The 15,297-nt window shown below is 73.1% G+C and carries 14 protein-coding genes; 6 read left to right on the forward strand and 8 right to left on the reverse strand.

From position 1 onward, the window contains the following. Positions 1 to 31: 31 nt before the first annotated feature. The 3 genes from ACIOHP_RS41210 to ACIOHP_RS41220 all read right to left on the reverse strand — a co-directional run bounded on the left by ACIOHP_RS41210 (position 32) and on the right by ACIOHP_RS41220 (position 5,581). Entirely contained in the window at positions 32 to 1,321 is a 1,290-nt protein-coding gene (locus ACIOHP_RS41210) for an ROK family transcriptional regulator (RefSeq protein WP_361549874.1), read from the reverse strand. An 83-nt stretch (positions 1,322 to 1,404) separates the two neighbouring features. Further along, positions 1,405 to 2,367 (reverse strand): phosphotransferase family protein, encoded by a 963-nt coding sequence (locus ACIOHP_RS41215; protein ID WP_401895623.1) that lies wholly within the window; start codon positions 2,365 to 2,367, stop codon positions 1,405 to 1,407. 34 nt (positions 2,368 to 2,401) lie between these two features. Continuing rightward, complete coding sequence (locus ACIOHP_RS41220) at positions 2,402 to 5,581, reverse strand: cytochrome P450 (RefSeq protein WP_401895518.1); 3,180 nt, start codon at positions 5,579 to 5,581, stop codon at positions 2,402 to 2,404. 189 nt (positions 5,582 to 5,770) lie between these two features. Here ACIOHP_RS41220 and ACIOHP_RS41225 point away from each other — a divergent pair, with 189 nt between their 5' ends. After that, entirely contained in the window at positions 5,771 to 6,349 is a 579-nt protein-coding gene (locus tag ACIOHP_RS41225; protein ID WP_401895626.1) for a PAS domain-containing protein, read from the forward strand. Here the strand turns inward: ACIOHP_RS41225 and ACIOHP_RS41230 are convergent. Beyond that, positions 6,298 to 7,203 carry a DUF3626 domain-containing protein gene (locus ACIOHP_RS41230; protein ID WP_401895519.1) on the reverse strand — a complete coding sequence of 302 codons (906 nt, stop codon included), beginning with the start codon at positions 7,201 to 7,203 and terminating at the stop codon, positions 6,298 to 6,300. The genes ACIOHP_RS41225 and ACIOHP_RS41230 overlap by 52 nt on opposite strands. A 103-nt stretch (positions 7,204 to 7,306) precedes the next feature. Here ACIOHP_RS41230 and ACIOHP_RS41235 point away from each other — a divergent pair, with 103 nt between their 5' ends. After that, positions 7,307 to 7,801, forward strand: a complete 495-nt coding sequence (locus ACIOHP_RS41235; protein WP_361549868.1) for an FBP domain-containing protein — start codon at positions 7,307 to 7,309, stop codon at positions 7,799 to 7,801. Between the two features lies 1 nt (position 7,802). Here ACIOHP_RS41235 and ACIOHP_RS41240 read toward each other — a convergent pair whose 3' ends face one another. Next, positions 7,803 to 8,795: a zinc-binding dehydrogenase gene (locus ACIOHP_RS41240; RefSeq protein ID WP_361549866.1), complete on the reverse strand. Its 993-nt coding sequence runs from the start codon at positions 8,793 to 8,795 to the stop codon at positions 7,803 to 7,805. 105 nt (positions 8,796 to 8,900) lie between these two features. Here ACIOHP_RS41240 and ACIOHP_RS41245 point away from each other — a divergent pair, with 105 nt between their 5' ends. Further along, positions 8,901 to 9,476 (forward strand): CGNR zinc finger domain-containing protein, encoded by a 576-nt coding sequence (locus ACIOHP_RS41245; RefSeq protein ID WP_401895520.1) that lies wholly within the window; start codon positions 8,901 to 8,903, stop codon positions 9,474 to 9,476. Between the two features lie 17 nt (positions 9,477 to 9,493). Here the strand turns inward: ACIOHP_RS41245 and ACIOHP_RS41250 are convergent, their stop codons facing one another. After that, complete coding sequence (locus ACIOHP_RS41250) at positions 9,494 to 10,096, reverse strand: TIGR03086 family metal-binding protein (RefSeq protein WP_401895522.1); 603 nt, start codon at positions 10,094 to 10,096, stop codon at positions 9,494 to 9,496. Between the two features lie 117 nt (positions 10,097 to 10,213). Between ACIOHP_RS41250 and ACIOHP_RS41255 the strand changes: the two genes are divergently transcribed. From ACIOHP_RS41255 to ACIOHP_RS41265, 3 genes are all read left to right on the forward strand, one after another. Continuing rightward, positions 10,214 to 11,449, forward strand: coding sequence for an aromatic acid exporter family protein (locus ACIOHP_RS41255; protein WP_401895525.1), 1,236 nt, complete (start codon positions 10,214 to 10,216; stop codon positions 11,447 to 11,449). Between the two features lie 34 nt (positions 11,450 to 11,483). Further along, entirely contained in the window at positions 11,484 to 12,497 is a 1,014-nt protein-coding gene (locus tag ACIOHP_RS41260; protein ID WP_401895527.1) for a hypothetical protein, read from the forward strand. Positions 12,498 to 12,571: 74 nt separating this feature from the next. Continuing rightward, complete coding sequence (locus tag ACIOHP_RS41265) at positions 12,572 to 13,789, forward strand: lactonase family protein (protein WP_401895528.1); 1,218 nt, start codon at positions 12,572 to 12,574, stop codon at positions 13,787 to 13,789. Here the strand turns inward: ACIOHP_RS41265 and ACIOHP_RS41270 are convergent. Next, the gene (locus tag ACIOHP_RS41270) at positions 13,757 to 14,479 is read right to left on the reverse strand and encodes a DUF2470 domain-containing protein (RefSeq protein ID WP_401895530.1); all 723 of its coding nucleotides are present in this window, start codon (positions 14,477 to 14,479) and stop codon (positions 13,757 to 13,759) included. The two genes, ACIOHP_RS41265 and ACIOHP_RS41270, sit on opposite strands and share 33 nt — an antisense overlap. Before the next feature lie 120 nt (positions 14,480 to 14,599). Then, a complete protein-coding gene (locus ACIOHP_RS41275) occupies positions 14,600 to 15,208 on the reverse strand; it encodes a TetR/AcrR family transcriptional regulator (RefSeq protein WP_401895532.1) in 609 nt (202 codons plus the stop codon). Positions 15,209 to 15,297 lie beyond the last annotated feature (89 nt).

Consider the following 15,297-nt stretch of genomic DNA (forward strand, 5'->3'; position numbering starts at 1 on the left):
CGCGGGTACCTCTCCCCCCACCGGCGAAACCTCAGTGCGGAGCCCGCTCCTCCAGCGCGGTGCGCCAGGCCGGGTGCGGCCCTTCGGGCGCGGGCTCGGGACGGCGGCCGCCGCGGGCGAAGAAGTCGGCCAGCGGCAGGATCGCGGCGCCGACGGTGACCGCGTCGGGGCCGAGCCTGCCGAGCTCGATGGTGACCTTCTCGGCCGGGTGGCGCAGGGCGTAGGAGGAGGCGTGACGGCGTACGGCCGGCAGGAAGCGGGTACCCAGCTGGAGGCCGGCCCAGCCGCCGATGAGGATGCGCTCGGGCTGGAAGAGATTGATGAGGTCGGAGAGGCCGGCGCCCAGGTACTCGGCGGTCTCCTCCAGCACGGCCAGTGCCACCGGGTCGGGCGCACCGCCCTCGGCCGGGTACGCGGCGGCCAGCATGGCGGTCAGCGCGGTCTCCTCGTCGGCACCCTCGGGCGGCCGTCCGCCCTCCTCGCGCCAGCGGTCGAGCAGCGACTCGGCGCCCGCGTACGCCTCCAGGCAGCCCAGCGCACCGCACCGGCAGCGGCGTCCCCTGACCCGTACCGTCAGATGACCCCATTCGACCGCCCGCCCGTTGTCGACCTCGGGGGTGACGAGACACGCGCCGACGCCGGAGCCGAAGAGGACGACGACCGCGTTGTGCGCGCCGCGCCCACCGCCGAACCACATCTCGGCCTGGCCCAGCGTCTTGGCACCGTTGTCGATGAAGTACCGGACGGTGTCGGGCAGCCGGGAGGTGGAGCGGAGCAGTTCCTCCAGCGGGACCGCGTCCCAGCCGATCGTCTGCCCGTGCACGACGGCGCCCCGGTCCGGGGTGTGCTCGACGATGCCGGGGACGCCGATGCCGACGCCGAGGAGGTGGTCGGGGGCGATGCCGGCGGTGTCGAGGACCTCGGCGACGCCGTCGCGGATGTGGCCGACGATGACCTCGACGTCGTAGCCCTGCCGCGTCAACGGGCGTTCGGCGCGTGCGAGTTCGGTGAGGGTCAGGTCGAACAGCTCGATCCGCACCCGGGTCTCGCCGACGTCGACGCCGATCATGTGGCCGCTGCCGGGCGCCACCCGCAGCAGGGTGCGGGGGCGGCCGCCGTCGGAGTCGACGCTGCCGGCCTCCTCCAGCAGGCCGTCGGCGACCAGGTCGGCGACGACGTTGCTCACCGAGCCGGAGCTCAGGCCCGTGGCCGGGCCGAGCTCGAAGCGGCTGAGCGGGCCGTCGAAGTAGAGCCTTTGCAGCACGGCCGTGCGGTTGGCCCGCCTCAGATCGCGTACCGTGCGCCCGTTCCGCCCTGCCATGTATGGCCCCCTTCGAACCCTGTCCGACCTGCAACATACCGCTGCGGACGCACTTTCCACGACCCCTTAATTCACGATGTGAACTATGAGAGCTCCGCGATCTCGGCCAATGCGGCGAGCAGTTCCGGCGCAACCGCTTCCTGTCGCCACCGCCGATCGCCCTCGCCCATCTCCCTCGGGACCGTCTCGGCGAGCATGATCAGGTGGAGATAGGCCCGGTAGAGGGCGTAACGGAGGCGGGCCGCCTCATCGAACTCGGCGCGGCCGCCCTCCTCCCGGTAGCCGGCCAGGAACGCCTCGTCGGTCCTGATGTCGCCCAGCAGCGCGAGGGAGACGAAGTCGGCGAGGGGGTCGCCCCAGAACATGCGCTCGCCGTCGATGAGCCCGCCGATCCGGGCGCCGCCCTCCGTACGCTCCACCAGGATGTTGCCGGTCCACAGGTCGAAGTGGACGAGGCGCGGGACGGTCACCTCGTCGAGCGCGCCGTACGCGGGGCGGAGCGCGTCCGCCACCTCGTCGGCGGGGCGGGGCAGTTCGGCACCGTAGCGGCGGGCGTCTTCGAGGACCGCGTCGAGCATGCCCGTGAACGCGGTCCGCCAGTCGGGGGCGAGTGGGCCGAGGGCGCCCGACGGGTAGCCGAAGGCGGGGCCGGTCACACCGTGGAGGCGGGCCACCTGGTGGCCCAACTCCGTACGCAGGCCTGTCTGTTCGGCGCCGGTGAGCCGGCCGTCCCAGGGATCGCCGGGGACGGCCGTCATCAGCAGATCCTCCCGTCCGAGGATCACGACCCGGGGCGCCGGCACGTCCGCCTCGGCGGCCCCGCGGTAGAACTCGGCCTCCGCCACGAGGAGTCGGCGTTCGTGGCTCAGTCCCGGGACGGTCTCGGCGGGAGGCACCTTCAGCACATAGCGGCCGCCGTCGGCGAGGACGAGTTCCTCGACCGTGTTGTAGGTGCCGCCGGTCAGCGGACGCAGGTGCACGAGGTGTCCGGGTGGCAGGCCCGCCTCCTCCAGGATGCGCCGAGCCCGTGCCCAGGAGTCCACCACCGTGCGCCCGCCTCTCCCCTTCGCCACGCTTCGGTCAGCCCGCCGCGTACACGTCCTCGACGTAGCGCCCGTCCGCGATCAGCCCGTCGAGCCATTCCCCGGCGGCCGCCTCGCCGGCGTCCGCCGTGTGCTTCCGGTACAGCGTACGGAACGCCTCCCGGACACCCGGCGCCATCCGTGAACCGTCGCCGCAGACGTACACGCGGGCTCCCGCGCCGAGCAGGCCCCAGACCTCCTCGGCCTCGGCGGCGATGCGGTGCTGCACGAAGCGCACCTCGCCCTGCGGGGCGGCGCTGAAGGCGGGGCGCAGGGAGACGGCTCCGGCGGTCTCGGCGGCGCGCAGTTCCGCGTCGTGCAGGAAGTCGGCGTCGGGTGCGTCGCAGCCGAAGTAGCACAGCGCGGGGGCGAGTTCGGCACCCGAGGCGAGCGCGGCCGTACGGTCGGCGATCGCACCGCGGAACGGGGCGAGCCCGGTGCCCGCGGCGATCATGACGACGGGGGCGCAGTCGTCGACACGGAAGGCCTCGCGGCAGGGCTGGACGCGGGCGTACACGGTGTCGCCGGGTTCGACGGCGGCGAGGTACCCGGATCCGGTGCCCCGGTACTCGCCCCTGCCCGAGCGGGCGGGGGCCGCCAGCAGGGAGACCATCAGGTCCGCGTGCCGCGCGTCGGCCGCGGGCGAGGAGGAGACGGAGTAGTGGCGCGGGCGCAGCGGGGTGAGGATCTCCAGGAGCCGCGGCCAGTCCAGGGCGCCGCGCAGGGCGGGGTTGTCCTCGATCACCTCGACGAGGGTGCGCGGGTCGTCGGCCGCCGTCGCCAGCAGGGCGGCGCGCTCGGGCGGGCAGGGGTGGGCGGCGGCGAGCAGGGCCAGTTGGCCGGCGCTCGGACGCTCCTGCAACTCGACGTGATGGGTGAGGAGATGACGTACCGTCACAGGCCGGTCCACGGCGACGCCGTCGCGGCGGGGGCGGGCGGCCCGGATGTCCAGGACGGTGTCCGGGTCGGCGCCGAGGGCCGTGGCGGCGCGGTCGACGAGGGCCGGGGCGTTGACCGGCAGGACGGTGAGGTGGTCGGCCGTACGGTACTGGGTGCCCTCCGGCAGGGCGAGGCGGAGGAACCGCTTGCGGCGCGGGTGGCCGGGGGCCGTGAGGTCGTAGGCCTCGGTGACCTTCATCGGGACCAGCCCGTGCCGCTCGGCCAGGGCGTCCAGCGGGCCGCCGGTCAGGGTGCGCACCTCGTAGGCCGCCGTCGGCTCGGTGTCCGGGACGGTGGCGTCCGGGTCGCCGTGGCGCTCCAGGAGGGCGGTGCGCAGTCGGGTCGTGAAGTCCCTTACGGCGCCGGTGAGATCGCCGGACGCGTCGGCGGCCGTGCGGTCGATGAGGCGGGTGGCGCCGAGGTCGGCGAGACGGTCGTCGATGCGGGTCGGGACGTGCTGGTAGGTGGCTGCCCAGTTGCGGTCGCCGACGCCCAGGACGGCGTAGGTGACGTCGGCCAGGTCGTGCTCGGAGTCCAGCCAGGCGGCGAAGGCGGTGGCGTCGTCCGTGGGGCGTCCGTTGTAGGAGGCGGCGGCGATGACGACGGGGCGGTCGGTGGGCAGGCCGTCCGCGTAGGCGTCCAGCGCGGCGACCTCCGTCTCGCACCCGATCGCGGCGGCCTCGTCGGCGAGTCGGGCGGCGAAGTCGCGGCAGGTGCCGTAGTTGCTGCCGTGCAGGAAGAGGGCGGCGGTGCCGGGCCGTACGCGCGCGGGCAGGGCCTCCGCGCTCGGGGTGCTCTCGGCGTCAGCCGTCCCGATGTCCCCCGGCAGCGGCCCGTGCACCCGTTCCGCGGGGGTGCGCGGGGCCAGGGTCAGGGTGAATCCCTCGGGCTTGAGGGTGAGGGTCTCCTTGACCCTGAGCCGGTAGTCGGCGTGGTCGTGCAGCCGGTAGCGGTGGACCAGCATGGCGAGCAGCATGGTCGCCTCGTGCAGCGCGAACTGCCGTCCGATACAGGCGCGTTCCCCGGTGCCGAACGGTTTGAAGGCGTGCACGGAGCGGGCCGCCTCCGCCTCGGGCGTGAAGCGGGAGGGGTCGAACCGCTCGGGGTTGTCGCCCCAGACCGACTGCCGGTGCAGCATCGGGGCGAGGACGGTCACGAACTGTCCGGCGCGCAGCGGGATCCGGCCGCCGAGCATGGTGTCCTCGAGGGCGTGGCGGCTGAACGCGGCGGCCGTGGGCCACAGCCGCAGCGCCTCGTTGAGGACCTGGCGGGTGTACGTCAGCCGGCCGACCTCGTCGTACGTCGGCTCGGGGTCGGCCGCGTCGCCCCAGAGGGCGTCCACCTCGCGGCGTACGAGCTCCAGCGCGGTCGGGTGCTTGGCCAGGTAGTACAGGGCGAAGGACATCGCGCCGGAGGTCGTCTCGTGGCCGGCGATCAGGAAGGTGATGACCTGGTTGCGGATGTTGGCGGTGTCCAGGGTGGTGCCGTCGGCCGGATGCGCGGCGGTCAGCATGAGGCCCAGGAGGTCCTCGGCGTCGGTCTGGTCGGTGCCGGCGCGGGAGGCGATGACGTCGTCGACGACCTGGGCGAGATAGGCGGCGTCCTCGCGGAAGGCGGCGTCGGCCGCGGAGTGGTCCTGGCCCGGGACACGGGCCAGACGCTTCATGCTCCATTCCAGGCAGCGGACCATCGACTCGACGAAGGGGTGCGGCTCGTCGCGTTCGAAGGAGCCGAAGTCGTAGTCGAATCCGGCGAGGCCGATGGTGTCCAGGGTCATACGGGTCATGTCGTCGGGCACGTTCACCGGCCGCCCGGTGCGGGCGCCGCGGTCCCAGGCGCCGACGAGCCGCCGGGCCACCTTCAGCATCACGGGGTGATAGGCGCGCATCGAGCCGAGCGCGAAGGCGGGCATGAGGATGTCGTGCGCCTTGGCCCAGTTGGGCTCGTCGTTGTACGCCGTGAACAGTCCGTCGGCGGCGAACTCCCGGACGTTGTCCAGGGCGGGCCCGATGTGCTTGGCGAACCGGTCCTCGTCGGCGAGGTCGGCCACCAGGTCCGGGTCGGAGACGAAGAGTGTGTCCCGTCCGTGCAGCCGTCGCACGAGGACCGGCCCGTGCTCGCGCATCAGGTCCATGACCTGCTGGATCGGGGTGAGTCCGGGACCGGTCGCCGAGATGTCGACGACGGGGACGCCGGGGAGGGTGTCGGGGGACTGCGGATGCGGCGCGGTGGGGGGCATGGCGCGACAACTGCCTTTCGCGGTACGGGACTACTGCGCTCCAGGTTGGTCGACCGGCCCCGGCGGTCCGCGCCACGGGACTACATGATTGTGTAGTGCACGCAGGTGGGTCGCCCTTGCGTGCGGGGGCTGGGAGGTGCTGTGGACCGGTCGCCCCCGGAGGCGGTGGTGTGGCGCAACCGTGCGCTGATGCTCTTCGACCGGGTCTCGGTGCCGGTCGCGGTGTGCGATGTGTACGGCGCGGTCCTGGTCGCCAATCCGGCGATGGCCACGGAGTGCGGTACGACGCCGGGGCGGCTGCGCGGCCGGGATGTGCTGGAGTTGTTCCGGCCGCAGGAGGCGACGCAGGTGGAGCGGATCGCCGAGGCGCTGCGGCTGCGCCACCGGTCGCGCTACCAGGTGTCGGTGTGCTGGCGGGCACCCGGCGGCGTGGAGCGGTTCGGGGAGCTGACGGCGGACCCGGTGAGCGACAGCGCGGACGAGACACCGACGCTGCTGGTGATGCTGCGGATGCTGGGTGAGCGTGAGCGGCCCGCGGTGGAACCGGTGCGGGTGACGCCGGTGGAGGCCCGGATCCTGGCGCTGCTCGCGGGCGGGGCCACCACGGCCAGGGCGGCCCGGGAGACCGGGCTCACCTCGGACGGTGTCACGTATCACCTGCGGCGGCTGTCCGCGCGGTGGGGCGCGGGCAACCGTACGGAACTGGTCGCCCGGGCCTATGCGCTGGGGGTGCTGGCACCCGGAGCGTGGCCGCCGACGCCCGCGTAGGCCGTGCCCGCGCCCTTGGGGGCGCCGAAGCGGGCGAGGGTGTGCCAGACCATCTTCAGGTCCTGGAGTCCGTACCGTCCCGTGCGGGCGGCGTCCCCGATGATCCGCGGGTCGATCCGCCCGTCCTCGGCGATCCGGGCGCCCAGCTCGGCGTACTCCTCACCGCGGTAGTCCGCGTGCCGGCGCAGTCCCTCCACGGTGATCCGGTACCCGGGATGCCACTCGACGGGGCAGGGCAGCAGCCGCGCCGCAGCCTCGACGGGGGTGCCGCGGTAGCACGCGTCCAGCACGAGCGCGGCCACGTCCGTGGCGAGGGAGACGCCCCCGTGGACCTGTGCCTCGATGTAGTCGTTGAGGGCGTCCTGCTCGTCCGCCTCCGCCAGTGCCACCAGCGACATGCCGGCGGCGACGCCGAAGTGGGCCGGCTCGGCGGCGCTGTCGGGATAGCAGAAGGTGGCCCGGGGCAGGGCCGCGCCGGTCAGCCGGAAGTGCGAGGAACCGAAGCGCGGGGCGGCGCCCACCCGCTGGCGCCGGAAGTCCAGCGCGCCGTACACGGGCCGGTCGGCCGCGGCCGCCTCGTCGTAGGCGCCGCCGAAGATCCGGCTCTCCCAGCGCCGGCGGTCGCCGCCGGGGTGCGCGGTGAGGCCGCCGTTGCTGGTGCCGGTCACGAACTGCGACCGGTAGGCGCCGTCCCGCGCCAGCGCCTCCAGGATGCCCACGCCGCCGGTCAGCCGGTCGGGGTGGAAGTTGAGCGTGATGCGTACGTCCGGGGCGACGGGCGGCCCCGCCGACCGCTGCGCCACGTGCCGCAGCGCCGCCCTCGCCCGTGCTGAGCGGACGTCGTCGAAATCCACTGGCTCCTCCTCGGCGGGGCCGTCTATCCTGACTGAACCTAGGGGTACTAGTTTTTTCACCCTCAGGTTTCGGAAATAACATGACGCCCCCAGGAGGCTCCCCATGAGATCACTGACCGAGCAGGACATTCGCGGCTCTTTTGTGAACTGTTCCAAGGGGGAGGCCAAACGCGTGGCCGTACCGCGCGATCTCGACGAACGCCCCTGGGACGATCTCGACTTCCTCGGCTGGCGAGATCCCGGGGCACCCGACCGCAGCTATCTGGTCACCGAGCGGGGCGGCCGGCTCGTCGGTCTGACGCTGCGCCTGACCTCCGGGCACCGGGGCTTCCTGCACCGCAGCATGTGTTCGCTGTGTCTGACGACCCATCCGGGCGGCGGCGTCTCGCTCATGACGGCGCGCAAGGCGGGTGCGGCCGGGCGAGAGGGCAACTCCGTCGGTCTGTACATGTGCACCGACATGGCCTGCTCCCTCTACGTCCGTGGCAGGAAGGTCCCGCAGAGCACCCTGCGGATGGAGGAGAGTCTGACGCTGGAGGAGCAGATCGCCCGTACCACGGGCAATCTGTCCGCCTTCATCGACCGGGTCCACTCCTGAGTCAGTCCACGGCGAGCACGATCTTGCCCCGGTTCCCGCGCCGCTCCAGCTGCTCGTGGGCGGCGCGCGCCCGCGCCAGGGGCAGCACGGTCTCCACCGGTACGCGATAGGCGCCCGCGGCGACCCGCTCGGCCAGTTCACGCAGGTCGGCGCGGGGATCCCAGCCGTGGCGCTGACGGTTGGTGAGCTGGAAGCCGAGGATCGCCGCGTTCTTCGGGTAGAAGTCGCGGGTGTCGACGGTGCTGGGCGCCAGGGCGACGTTGGCGAGCGCCACGACCCGGCCGCCGTGGCCGACCTGGCGCAGGCTCCGTGCGAAGGCGGCGCCGCCGACGATGTCGAGGACGACGTCGGCGCCGCGCCCGTCGGTGAGCCGCAGCACCTCCTCGACCTCGGCCTCGTCGGGGTACGCGGAGGTGTCGAGGGTGGTGTGGGCGCCGAACTCCCCCGCCCAGGCCGCCTTCTGCGCCGACCCGGCGAGCGCGATGACGCGGGCCCCGGACTCGGCGGCGATCTGCACGGCCGCGGTGCCCACCCCGCTCGCGGCGGCCTTCACCACCACGGTGTCCTCCTTGGTGACCTTGGCGAGATGCCGTACGCAGTACCAGGCGGAGAGCCAGGCGATGGGCAGCGTCGCCGCCTCGGTCAGCTCCACTCCGTCCGGCAGGGCGACCACCTGGGTGACGGGAACGGCCGCCAACTCGGCGTAGAAGCCAGGGGACTTCACGCCGTCCAGCGCGACCACCCGCTGCCCGACCGCGAAGTCGCTCACCCCCTCCCCCACCGCGGCGACGACACCGGCCGCCTCGGCGCCCGGGATCAGCGGGGGCCGCCCGGCCCGGTGGTAGACGCCGGCCCTCAGCAGGGCGTCCGCCCGGTTCACACCGGCCGCGGCGACCCGTACGAGCACCTCCCCCGGCCCCGCCACCGGATCCGGCACCTCGGTCTCCACCAGCACCTCGGGTCCGCCGAACTCCTCGATCCGCACCGCGCGCATACCCCACCCGCTCTCGTCGCGACTGACACCACTTGAACCGGTGTCACTCTGCGACACCGGTTCAAGTGGTGTCAAGGGATGGGTACGACAGGTAAGCTCGCCCTCATGACCAGCACCGACCCCGCGCTCGCCTTTCCGTTCGTCGGCGGCCGCCCCTGTCTGGACTTCGCCGCCACACTCGGCAAGCGGCACGCCACGCCCAAGGAGCGGCTGCCGGACCCCGCCGCACTGGCCCGCTGGTTGACGGAGGCGGACCTGGCCGTGGGCGAGGAGCCGGCGCGCGTCACCGCGCGGGATCTCGCCGACGCGCGGGTGCTGCGCGAGGCCGTCAACCGGCTTGTACGAGCCGCGATGGCCGGGCGGGAGCCGGAGGCGGCCGACGTCGCACTGGTCAACGACGCGGCGGCCAAACCCGATCTGGCACCCCAGCTGGGCGAGACGCGCTGGACGGCCCGGCATCCGGCACGGGCCGCCCTGGCGACGGTGGCCCGGGACGCCGTCCTGCTGGCGGGCGGGCCTCTGATCGAACGGGTCAAGGAGTGCGGGAACCCGGACTGTTCCCTGCTGTTCCTCGACGACTCCCAGGCCCGGCGCCGCCGCTGGTGCTCGATGGACCGCTGCGGCAACCTCGCGAAGGTCTCCGGTTACCGCTCCCGCAGCCGGGCCGCCTCCACTCGGTGAAGGCGGCCCCCCTTCCGTCACGCAGTGCGCGCACCCCCCGGTCGCCACTGGGGGTCGCGGCCGAGGAAGGCGAGCAGCGCGTCGGCCCTGCCGGCGCCGTCCGGCACCTTCAGGGCGGGCGCGAACACCCGGTAGGAGTCGCGGAGATGATCCACGAGCCGTTCCGCGAGCGGCCAGATCCCCTCGGCCAGTTCCTCCGTCAACGGCGCGTCCTGGCCGGTCGCGACCGCGATGTCCCAGGCGTGCGCGGCCGCGTCCATCGCGGCCGCCGCGGCGGCCTGCGGCAGCGGCATCGGTCCGAGCGGGGTCGGCACCTCGTCCGCGTCGGCGGGCAACCCGGCGTACGCGTCCGCCACCAGGCGCAGCACCTCCTCCAGCTCCGCCGACGGGTCCGCGGCGAGTGCGTCGGCCGGGGCGAAGGGGTCGGAGTCCGGACGGCCACCGGTGATCGCGAGGCCATAGCCCTGCTGGTCGATGCGGGCGTGGTTGAGAACCTGCCGGGCCGTCCACTCGGTGCACGGCGTCGGCGCTCCCCACGCCGTTTCCGGCACCGCCACGACCACCTTGCGCAGATAGTCGTGCGCATTCGTGAGAACCTCGAGGCCCCGGGTGTCTGTCATCACTGCTCTCCCCACTTGCCGTCGGCGGGTTTGTACGAACAATCTAGGCGTCATTGCGGACAGTTACGGTCCGCAATGTGTGAACGCGGGCAATTGTGGAAGAGGGACAGCCTGAGGATGCGAGATGTACGTGAGTGGATGGCGTCCCTCGTGGGCTTCGTGAAGCGACGCAGGGACCCGGTGGTCGTACAGACGCTGCGGTCGGCGGCCGCGGCGACGATCGCCTACGTCATCGCGCTGCGCCTGAGTCCCGAGGCGGCCCCGCTCACCGCGCCCCTGACCGCGCTGCTGGTCGTCCAGGTCACCCTCTACGCGACGCTCACCAACGGCGTCCGCCGGGTGAACGCCGTGGTGGCCGGCGTCCTCGTCGCCATCGCCTTCAGCCTGCTGGTGGGACTCACCTGGTGGAGCCTGGGCCTGCTGATCCTGGCCTCGCTCGGGGTCGGGCATCTGGTCAAGGTCAACGAGTACGTGCCCGAGGTGGCGATCAGCGCGATGCTGGTCCTCGGGGTCACGACCGTCGGGGACACCGCGTGGGCGCGGGTGCTGGAGACACTGATCGGCGCGGCCGTCGGGCTCGGCTGCAATCTGCTGTTCGCGCCGCCGGTGTGGGTGGACGAGGCGGGCGAGTCGATCGAGGGACTCGCGCGCCGGGTGCGGCAGTTGATGCTGAGCATGGGCGAGGAGGCCGCGGGCCGTACGCCGGTCGAGCACGCCACCGAGCGGCTGCACGAGGCGCGGCGCCTGGACCACGACATCGTCGAGGTGGACGCGGCCCTCCAGCAGGCCGAGGACAGTCTGCGGCTCAATCCGCGCGTCCGTGAGGGCCTGCTGCACCGGGTGGTGCTGCGCACCGGTCTGGACACTCTGGAGATCTGCACGGTCGTCCTGCGGGTGCTCGCGCGCACGCTGACCGACCTCGCCAAGGAACGTGAGTCCGAGCGGCTGTTCGCACGGCAGGCGGGCGCCGCCGTGGAGCAGTTGCTGTCGGAGATCGCCGACGCCGTGGTGAGCTTCGCGGTGCTGGTCACCACCGACGTCTCCCGTAGCGCCGAGTCGGCGGAGGAGCGGCTCGCCTCCCAGCTCCGGCACGCCGCGGCCACCCGCGACAAGCTCGCCCAGCTGCTCCTGGAGGAGGTCCAGCGCGACGCCCGGCAGTGGCAGCTGCACGGCGCCGTGCTCACCGAGGTGAACCGCATCCTCGACGAGCTGGACACCGAGCACCGCTCGCGCCGGCTCCTGGAGGAGCTGGACCGCACCTCCCAGGAGCAGCGCGAGCGGATGCCGCGGCTGACCCGGCTTCAGGAACGGCTGCGCAGGAACCGTCCCGCCCTCGCCCGTCGTTCTAGGTGACGGAGTCACCAGGGCTGACCGAGGGGGCGAGCAGATGACCGGCGTACGCATCGACGGGAACACGCTGAGGCTGCCCGGCGGGGTGGCGGTGCGGTTCATCCGCACCCTGCGCCTGCCGGAGACGGGCACGCATCCACTGCCACCGGGGCTCGGGGAGTTCCCGCTGCGCCGGGTCGCCGACCACGCGGACCGGGTGCCAGAGGCATGGCGGGCGCGCGGCGGGGTGATGCTGCCCGTGTATCTGCGCGAGGCGATGTGGCTGAGCTTCGGCGGCACCACCGAGCCGGCCGCGCTCCAGGTCGGAGTGGGCAAGGTGTGCGCGGTCTCGGGCAAGCCGTGGAGCGACCGGCTCTCGCGCACACCGCAGAACTACGTCGTACTGCCCCGGCAGCCGTGGCTGGACGGCATCAACTCCGGGACGGGGACGGTCAAGCAGTTCGTGGCGGTGCCGCTCGGCCTGGGTGCCACCGTCGAGGGGCAGGTCACGGGCGAGGAGGTGTGGGGCGGCGTACAGCTGCAGTCGTTCCCGCTCAAGGACGAGCCGCTCGCGCGATGGCGCGCGTCGCGGGAGCGTGAGCGGCGCGCCAGGGCGCCGATGCACGCGCCCTCGTTCGGGGCCGCCCCGCAGATGATGGCCGCCGCGGCCCCCGCCGCCCCGGCCGCCCCGGCCGGTATGGGTCTCGGCGTCGGCGGTTCGATGCGCCAGGAGGTCTACAAGGACGACCGGCCCCTGTCCGACTGGGCCGAGCGTCCCGGTGGCCGGGTCTTCGTGCACCTGGTGACGCCTCCGCAGTGGCGTCGCATCACCGGCGAGGAGCCCCCGCCGTCGCCCGTGGACCGTTCGGCGTACACGCAGGCGGGGCTGCCTTGGTACGACTACTACGACCAGGACGCGGAGGATCTCGCCCCCACGGACACCCTGGAGGGGGTGAAGCCGGTCGGCGACTGGCTCGGCGACGATCACGAACCCTGGCATGAGCCGCACCCGGCGCAGGTGCTGCCGCTCAAGGACGCGCCGGGCACACCGGTGGACGACGGCGACTGGTAGCGCCGTTTGCACGTGCGGGGTGGTCCACGTCAAGGTGGTGACGGCTGAGGCAACCGAGCATCCGAGGTGCGTGCATGGGCAGGGGCGACTGGAGCAGGCGGCGATTCGTCGCCGCCCTCGCGGGGACGGGAGCCGCCGTGGCGGGCTGCGGCGAGTCGCCGGGCCCCGCGGCGTCGGCGCCTACGACGTCCGCCACGGCCCCGTCGTCCGAGGCGCGAGGGACTGCCGAGGCAGCCGCCCCCAGCGCCTCACCGACGCCCACCGGCCCCCGCCCCCTCCACCTCGGCACGTACACCTCCGTCGAGGGCGGCGGCACCGGCATCGGCTTCGCCACCTACGACCCGGCGACGGGCGAGGTGACCGTCGGCAGGCCGCTCACCGGTGTCGGCGACCCGTCGTATCTCGCCGCGCATCCCGACGGCCGCACGCTCTACGCGGTGAACGAGCGGGAGCAGGGGGCCGTGACCGCCGTACGACTGTCCGACCGCGCGGTGCTGGGCAGCCGGAGCACGGGCGGCGGTGCGCCCTGTCATGTGTCGGTGCATCCGGACGGGCGCTGGCTGCTGAGCGCCAACTACGGCTCGGGCAGCGTGGCGGTGCATCCCATCGACGCCTCGGGGGCGATCGGCGAACGCGCCGACCTCGTCACCCACTCCACCCCGGAACCCGGACCCGGCCAGGACGGCCCGCATGCCCATCAGATCGTCACGAGCCCCGACGGCGGCCATGTCCTCGCCGTCGACCTGGGCACGGACACCGTCTACACCTATCGGCTCGACGAGCGGACCGGGAAACTCACCGAGGTCGCGCGGGCGCACACCCGGCCGGGCGCCGGACCGCGCCATCTGACCTTCCACCCCGAGGGCCGGTACGCCTACCTGGCCAACGAGGTCGACAACACGGTCGCCGTCTGCGCCTACGACACGAAGACCGGCCGCCTGACCGTCGGCGCGGCACAGTCCACGGGGACGGGGCCGGGCACCAGTTACCCGGCACAGCTCCTGGTGACGCCGAACGGGTCGTACGCCTATCTCGCCAACCGGGGCCACAACAGCCTCACGCGCTACGCGGTCGAGGCGGACGGCTCCCGGCTCAGGCTGCTGGACACCGTGCCGGTGTCCGGGGACTTCCCGCGGCAGATCGCCTTCTCGCCGGACGGAGCGCTGCTGTTCGCGGCGAACCAGCGCTCCAGCACGGTGAGCGTGTTCCGGGTGGACGAGGACAGCGGTGAACTGCGGCTCGCGGGAAAGCCGTTCGCGTCACCCGTCGCCGTCTGTGCGCTGCCGCTGTAGGGCGCGCGGACAGGAGGCGGAGGCGGCCTGGCTGAGCAGGACGTGCATCCGCTCGGTGAGCTGCGCGACGTCGTCGGCGGGACGGTGGAACGGCAGCCGTACGTCGCCCTGGGCGCGGGTGCGCTCGATGCGCAGCGTCAGCCCGTGCCGGTCGACGGCGATCGGCTGGACCTTCACCGCGCCGTGCAGACTGTCGGGCTCCACGAGCCGGGTGAGCCGCTCGACCGCGTCGGAGTGGCAGTCGGCGAGGTGGGTCAGCAGCCGGGCCTCGGCCGTGGCGAGGGGGTCGGGTGCGGCGGCGGCGAACTCGTCGAGGTCGACGACCACGGCACCGGACGGCTCGCGCAGCACCACCCGCGTCGCCCGGAACGCCAGCTCGCCGTCCTCGGGGACGAACCAGCCGGCGAGCCAGAGACGGGCCCGGATGCGGTTGCGCACGGGGACGGGCGAGACGTCGGCGAACTCCAGCACGGCGGACGGCTCCCCGCGAGGCGCGCAGATCGCGGCCGCGAGCAGGGCACTGTCCTCCGGCACCCGCAGCCGCACCCGGCCGTCCTCGGTCACCGTGTGCGCGCCGACGAACTCCTCACGGCCGCCGTCCGCGGTGACCGTGCAGGACCACGCCGTGGCGAGCACCGAGCGCGCCCGCTCCGCCGCGGCGGGCGCGGCCGCCCAGCTTTGTTCACCCATCCCAGCACCCATCCCGGAACCTCCTCTTAGGTAAGCCTTGCCTAACCTATCCGAGAGTGGGGTGTACGCCAACCGGCGGCCTGATCCTTTGCGGGTCCTTTTCCGCGCACGCGGACGCGGTCAGGGGGCGACGACACCCAAGAGGGCCCGTGCGCACAGGTCGCGCACCTGCTCGCGCGAGAGGTCCGAACCCCTCAGCCACTCCAGACAGACGGCGGTGGTGAAGGCCAGCCAGCCGCGCACGGCGAGCCTGGTGTCGGGCCGCGTCTCGAGGACCGCACCGAACTCCGGGTCCGCGGCCAGCGCCGCCAGGATCTGCCGCTCCTGCGCGGCGAGTGCCCGCTGGTAGACCTTGCGCACGGCCTGATCCCCGGCCGCGTCGGCCCGGTGGAAGGCACGGTAACCGTGCGCGTGGGCCTCGACGTATTCCAGGAACGTGTCGAGTCCGGCCGTCAGTTGTTCGCGCACCGGGACACCGGGCACGGCCGCGGTCATCCGCAGCATCCGCACGCTCTCCCGCTCGACGACCGCCGCGAAGAAGTCCCGCTTGGTCGGGAAGTAGTGGTAGAGCAGCCCGCGCGAGACCCCGGCGATCTCGGCGACGCGCTCGATCCACACGTCGTCGTACGGACTCTCCGAGAACAGTCGCGCGCCGACGGCGAGGAGCTCCTCACGGCGCTCCTCGGTACTGAGGCGACGGCGTGTGCGTGCGCCCTGCTCGGCGGCCATGACAGCACTTTACTTGACGCCGATTCAACAACGGGATCAGACTGAGTGACGCTATTGAACTCACGTACAACACGCTCGATCCGCGGATG

The organism is Streptomyces sp. NPDC087859 (genome assembly GCF_044742595.1).
Classification (GTDB): Bacteria; Actinomycetota; Actinomycetes; order Streptomycetales; family Streptomycetaceae; genus Streptomyces; species Streptomyces canus_F.

What these genes read in the sequence shown, in the direction of transcription:
- ACIOHP_RS41235 (WP_361549868.1), top strand. Translation starts at nt 7,307, where the DNA reads ATGAGATCACTGACCGAGCAGGACATTCGCGGCTCTTTTGTGAACTGT.
- ACIOHP_RS41240 (WP_361549866.1), bottom strand. Translation starts at nt 8,795, where the DNA reads ATGCGCGCGGTGCGGATCGAGGAGTTCGGCGGACCCGAGGTGCTGGTG.
- ACIOHP_RS41260 (WP_401895527.1), top strand. Translation starts at nt 11,484, where the DNA reads ATGACCGGCGTACGCATCGACGGGAACACGCTGAGGCTGCCCGGCGGG.
- ACIOHP_RS41270 (WP_401895530.1), bottom strand. Translation starts at nt 14,479, where the DNA reads ATGGGTGAACAAAGCTGGGCGGCCGCGCCCGCCGCGGCGGAGCGGGCG.
- ACIOHP_RS41220 (WP_401895518.1), bottom strand. Translation starts at nt 5,581, where the DNA reads ATGCCCCCCACCGCGCCGCATCCGCAGTCCCCCGACACCCTCCCCGGC.
- ACIOHP_RS41250 (WP_401895522.1), bottom strand. Translation starts at nt 10,096, where the DNA reads ATGACAGACACCCGGGGCCTCGAGGTTCTCACGAATGCGCACGACTAT.
- ACIOHP_RS41210 (WP_361549874.1), bottom strand. Translation starts at nt 1,321, where the DNA reads ATGGCAGGGCGGAACGGGCGCACGGTACGCGATCTGAGGCGGGCCAAC.
- ACIOHP_RS41255 (WP_401895525.1), top strand. Translation starts at nt 10,214, where the DNA reads ATGCGAGATGTACGTGAGTGGATGGCGTCCCTCGTGGGCTTCGTGAAG.
- ACIOHP_RS41225 (WP_401895626.1), top strand. Translation starts at nt 5,771, where the DNA reads ATGCTCTTCGACCGGGTCTCGGTGCCGGTCGCGGTGTGCGATGTGTAC.
- ACIOHP_RS41275 (WP_401895532.1), bottom strand. Translation starts at nt 15,208, where the DNA reads ATGGCCGCCGAGCAGGGCGCACGCACACGCCGTCGCCTCAGTACCGAG.
- ACIOHP_RS41245 (WP_401895520.1), top strand. Translation starts at nt 8,901, where the DNA reads ATGACCAGCACCGACCCCGCGCTCGCCTTTCCGTTCGTCGGCGGCCGC.
- ACIOHP_RS41265 (WP_401895528.1), top strand. Translation starts at nt 12,572, where the DNA reads ATGGGCAGGGGCGACTGGAGCAGGCGGCGATTCGTCGCCGCCCTCGCG.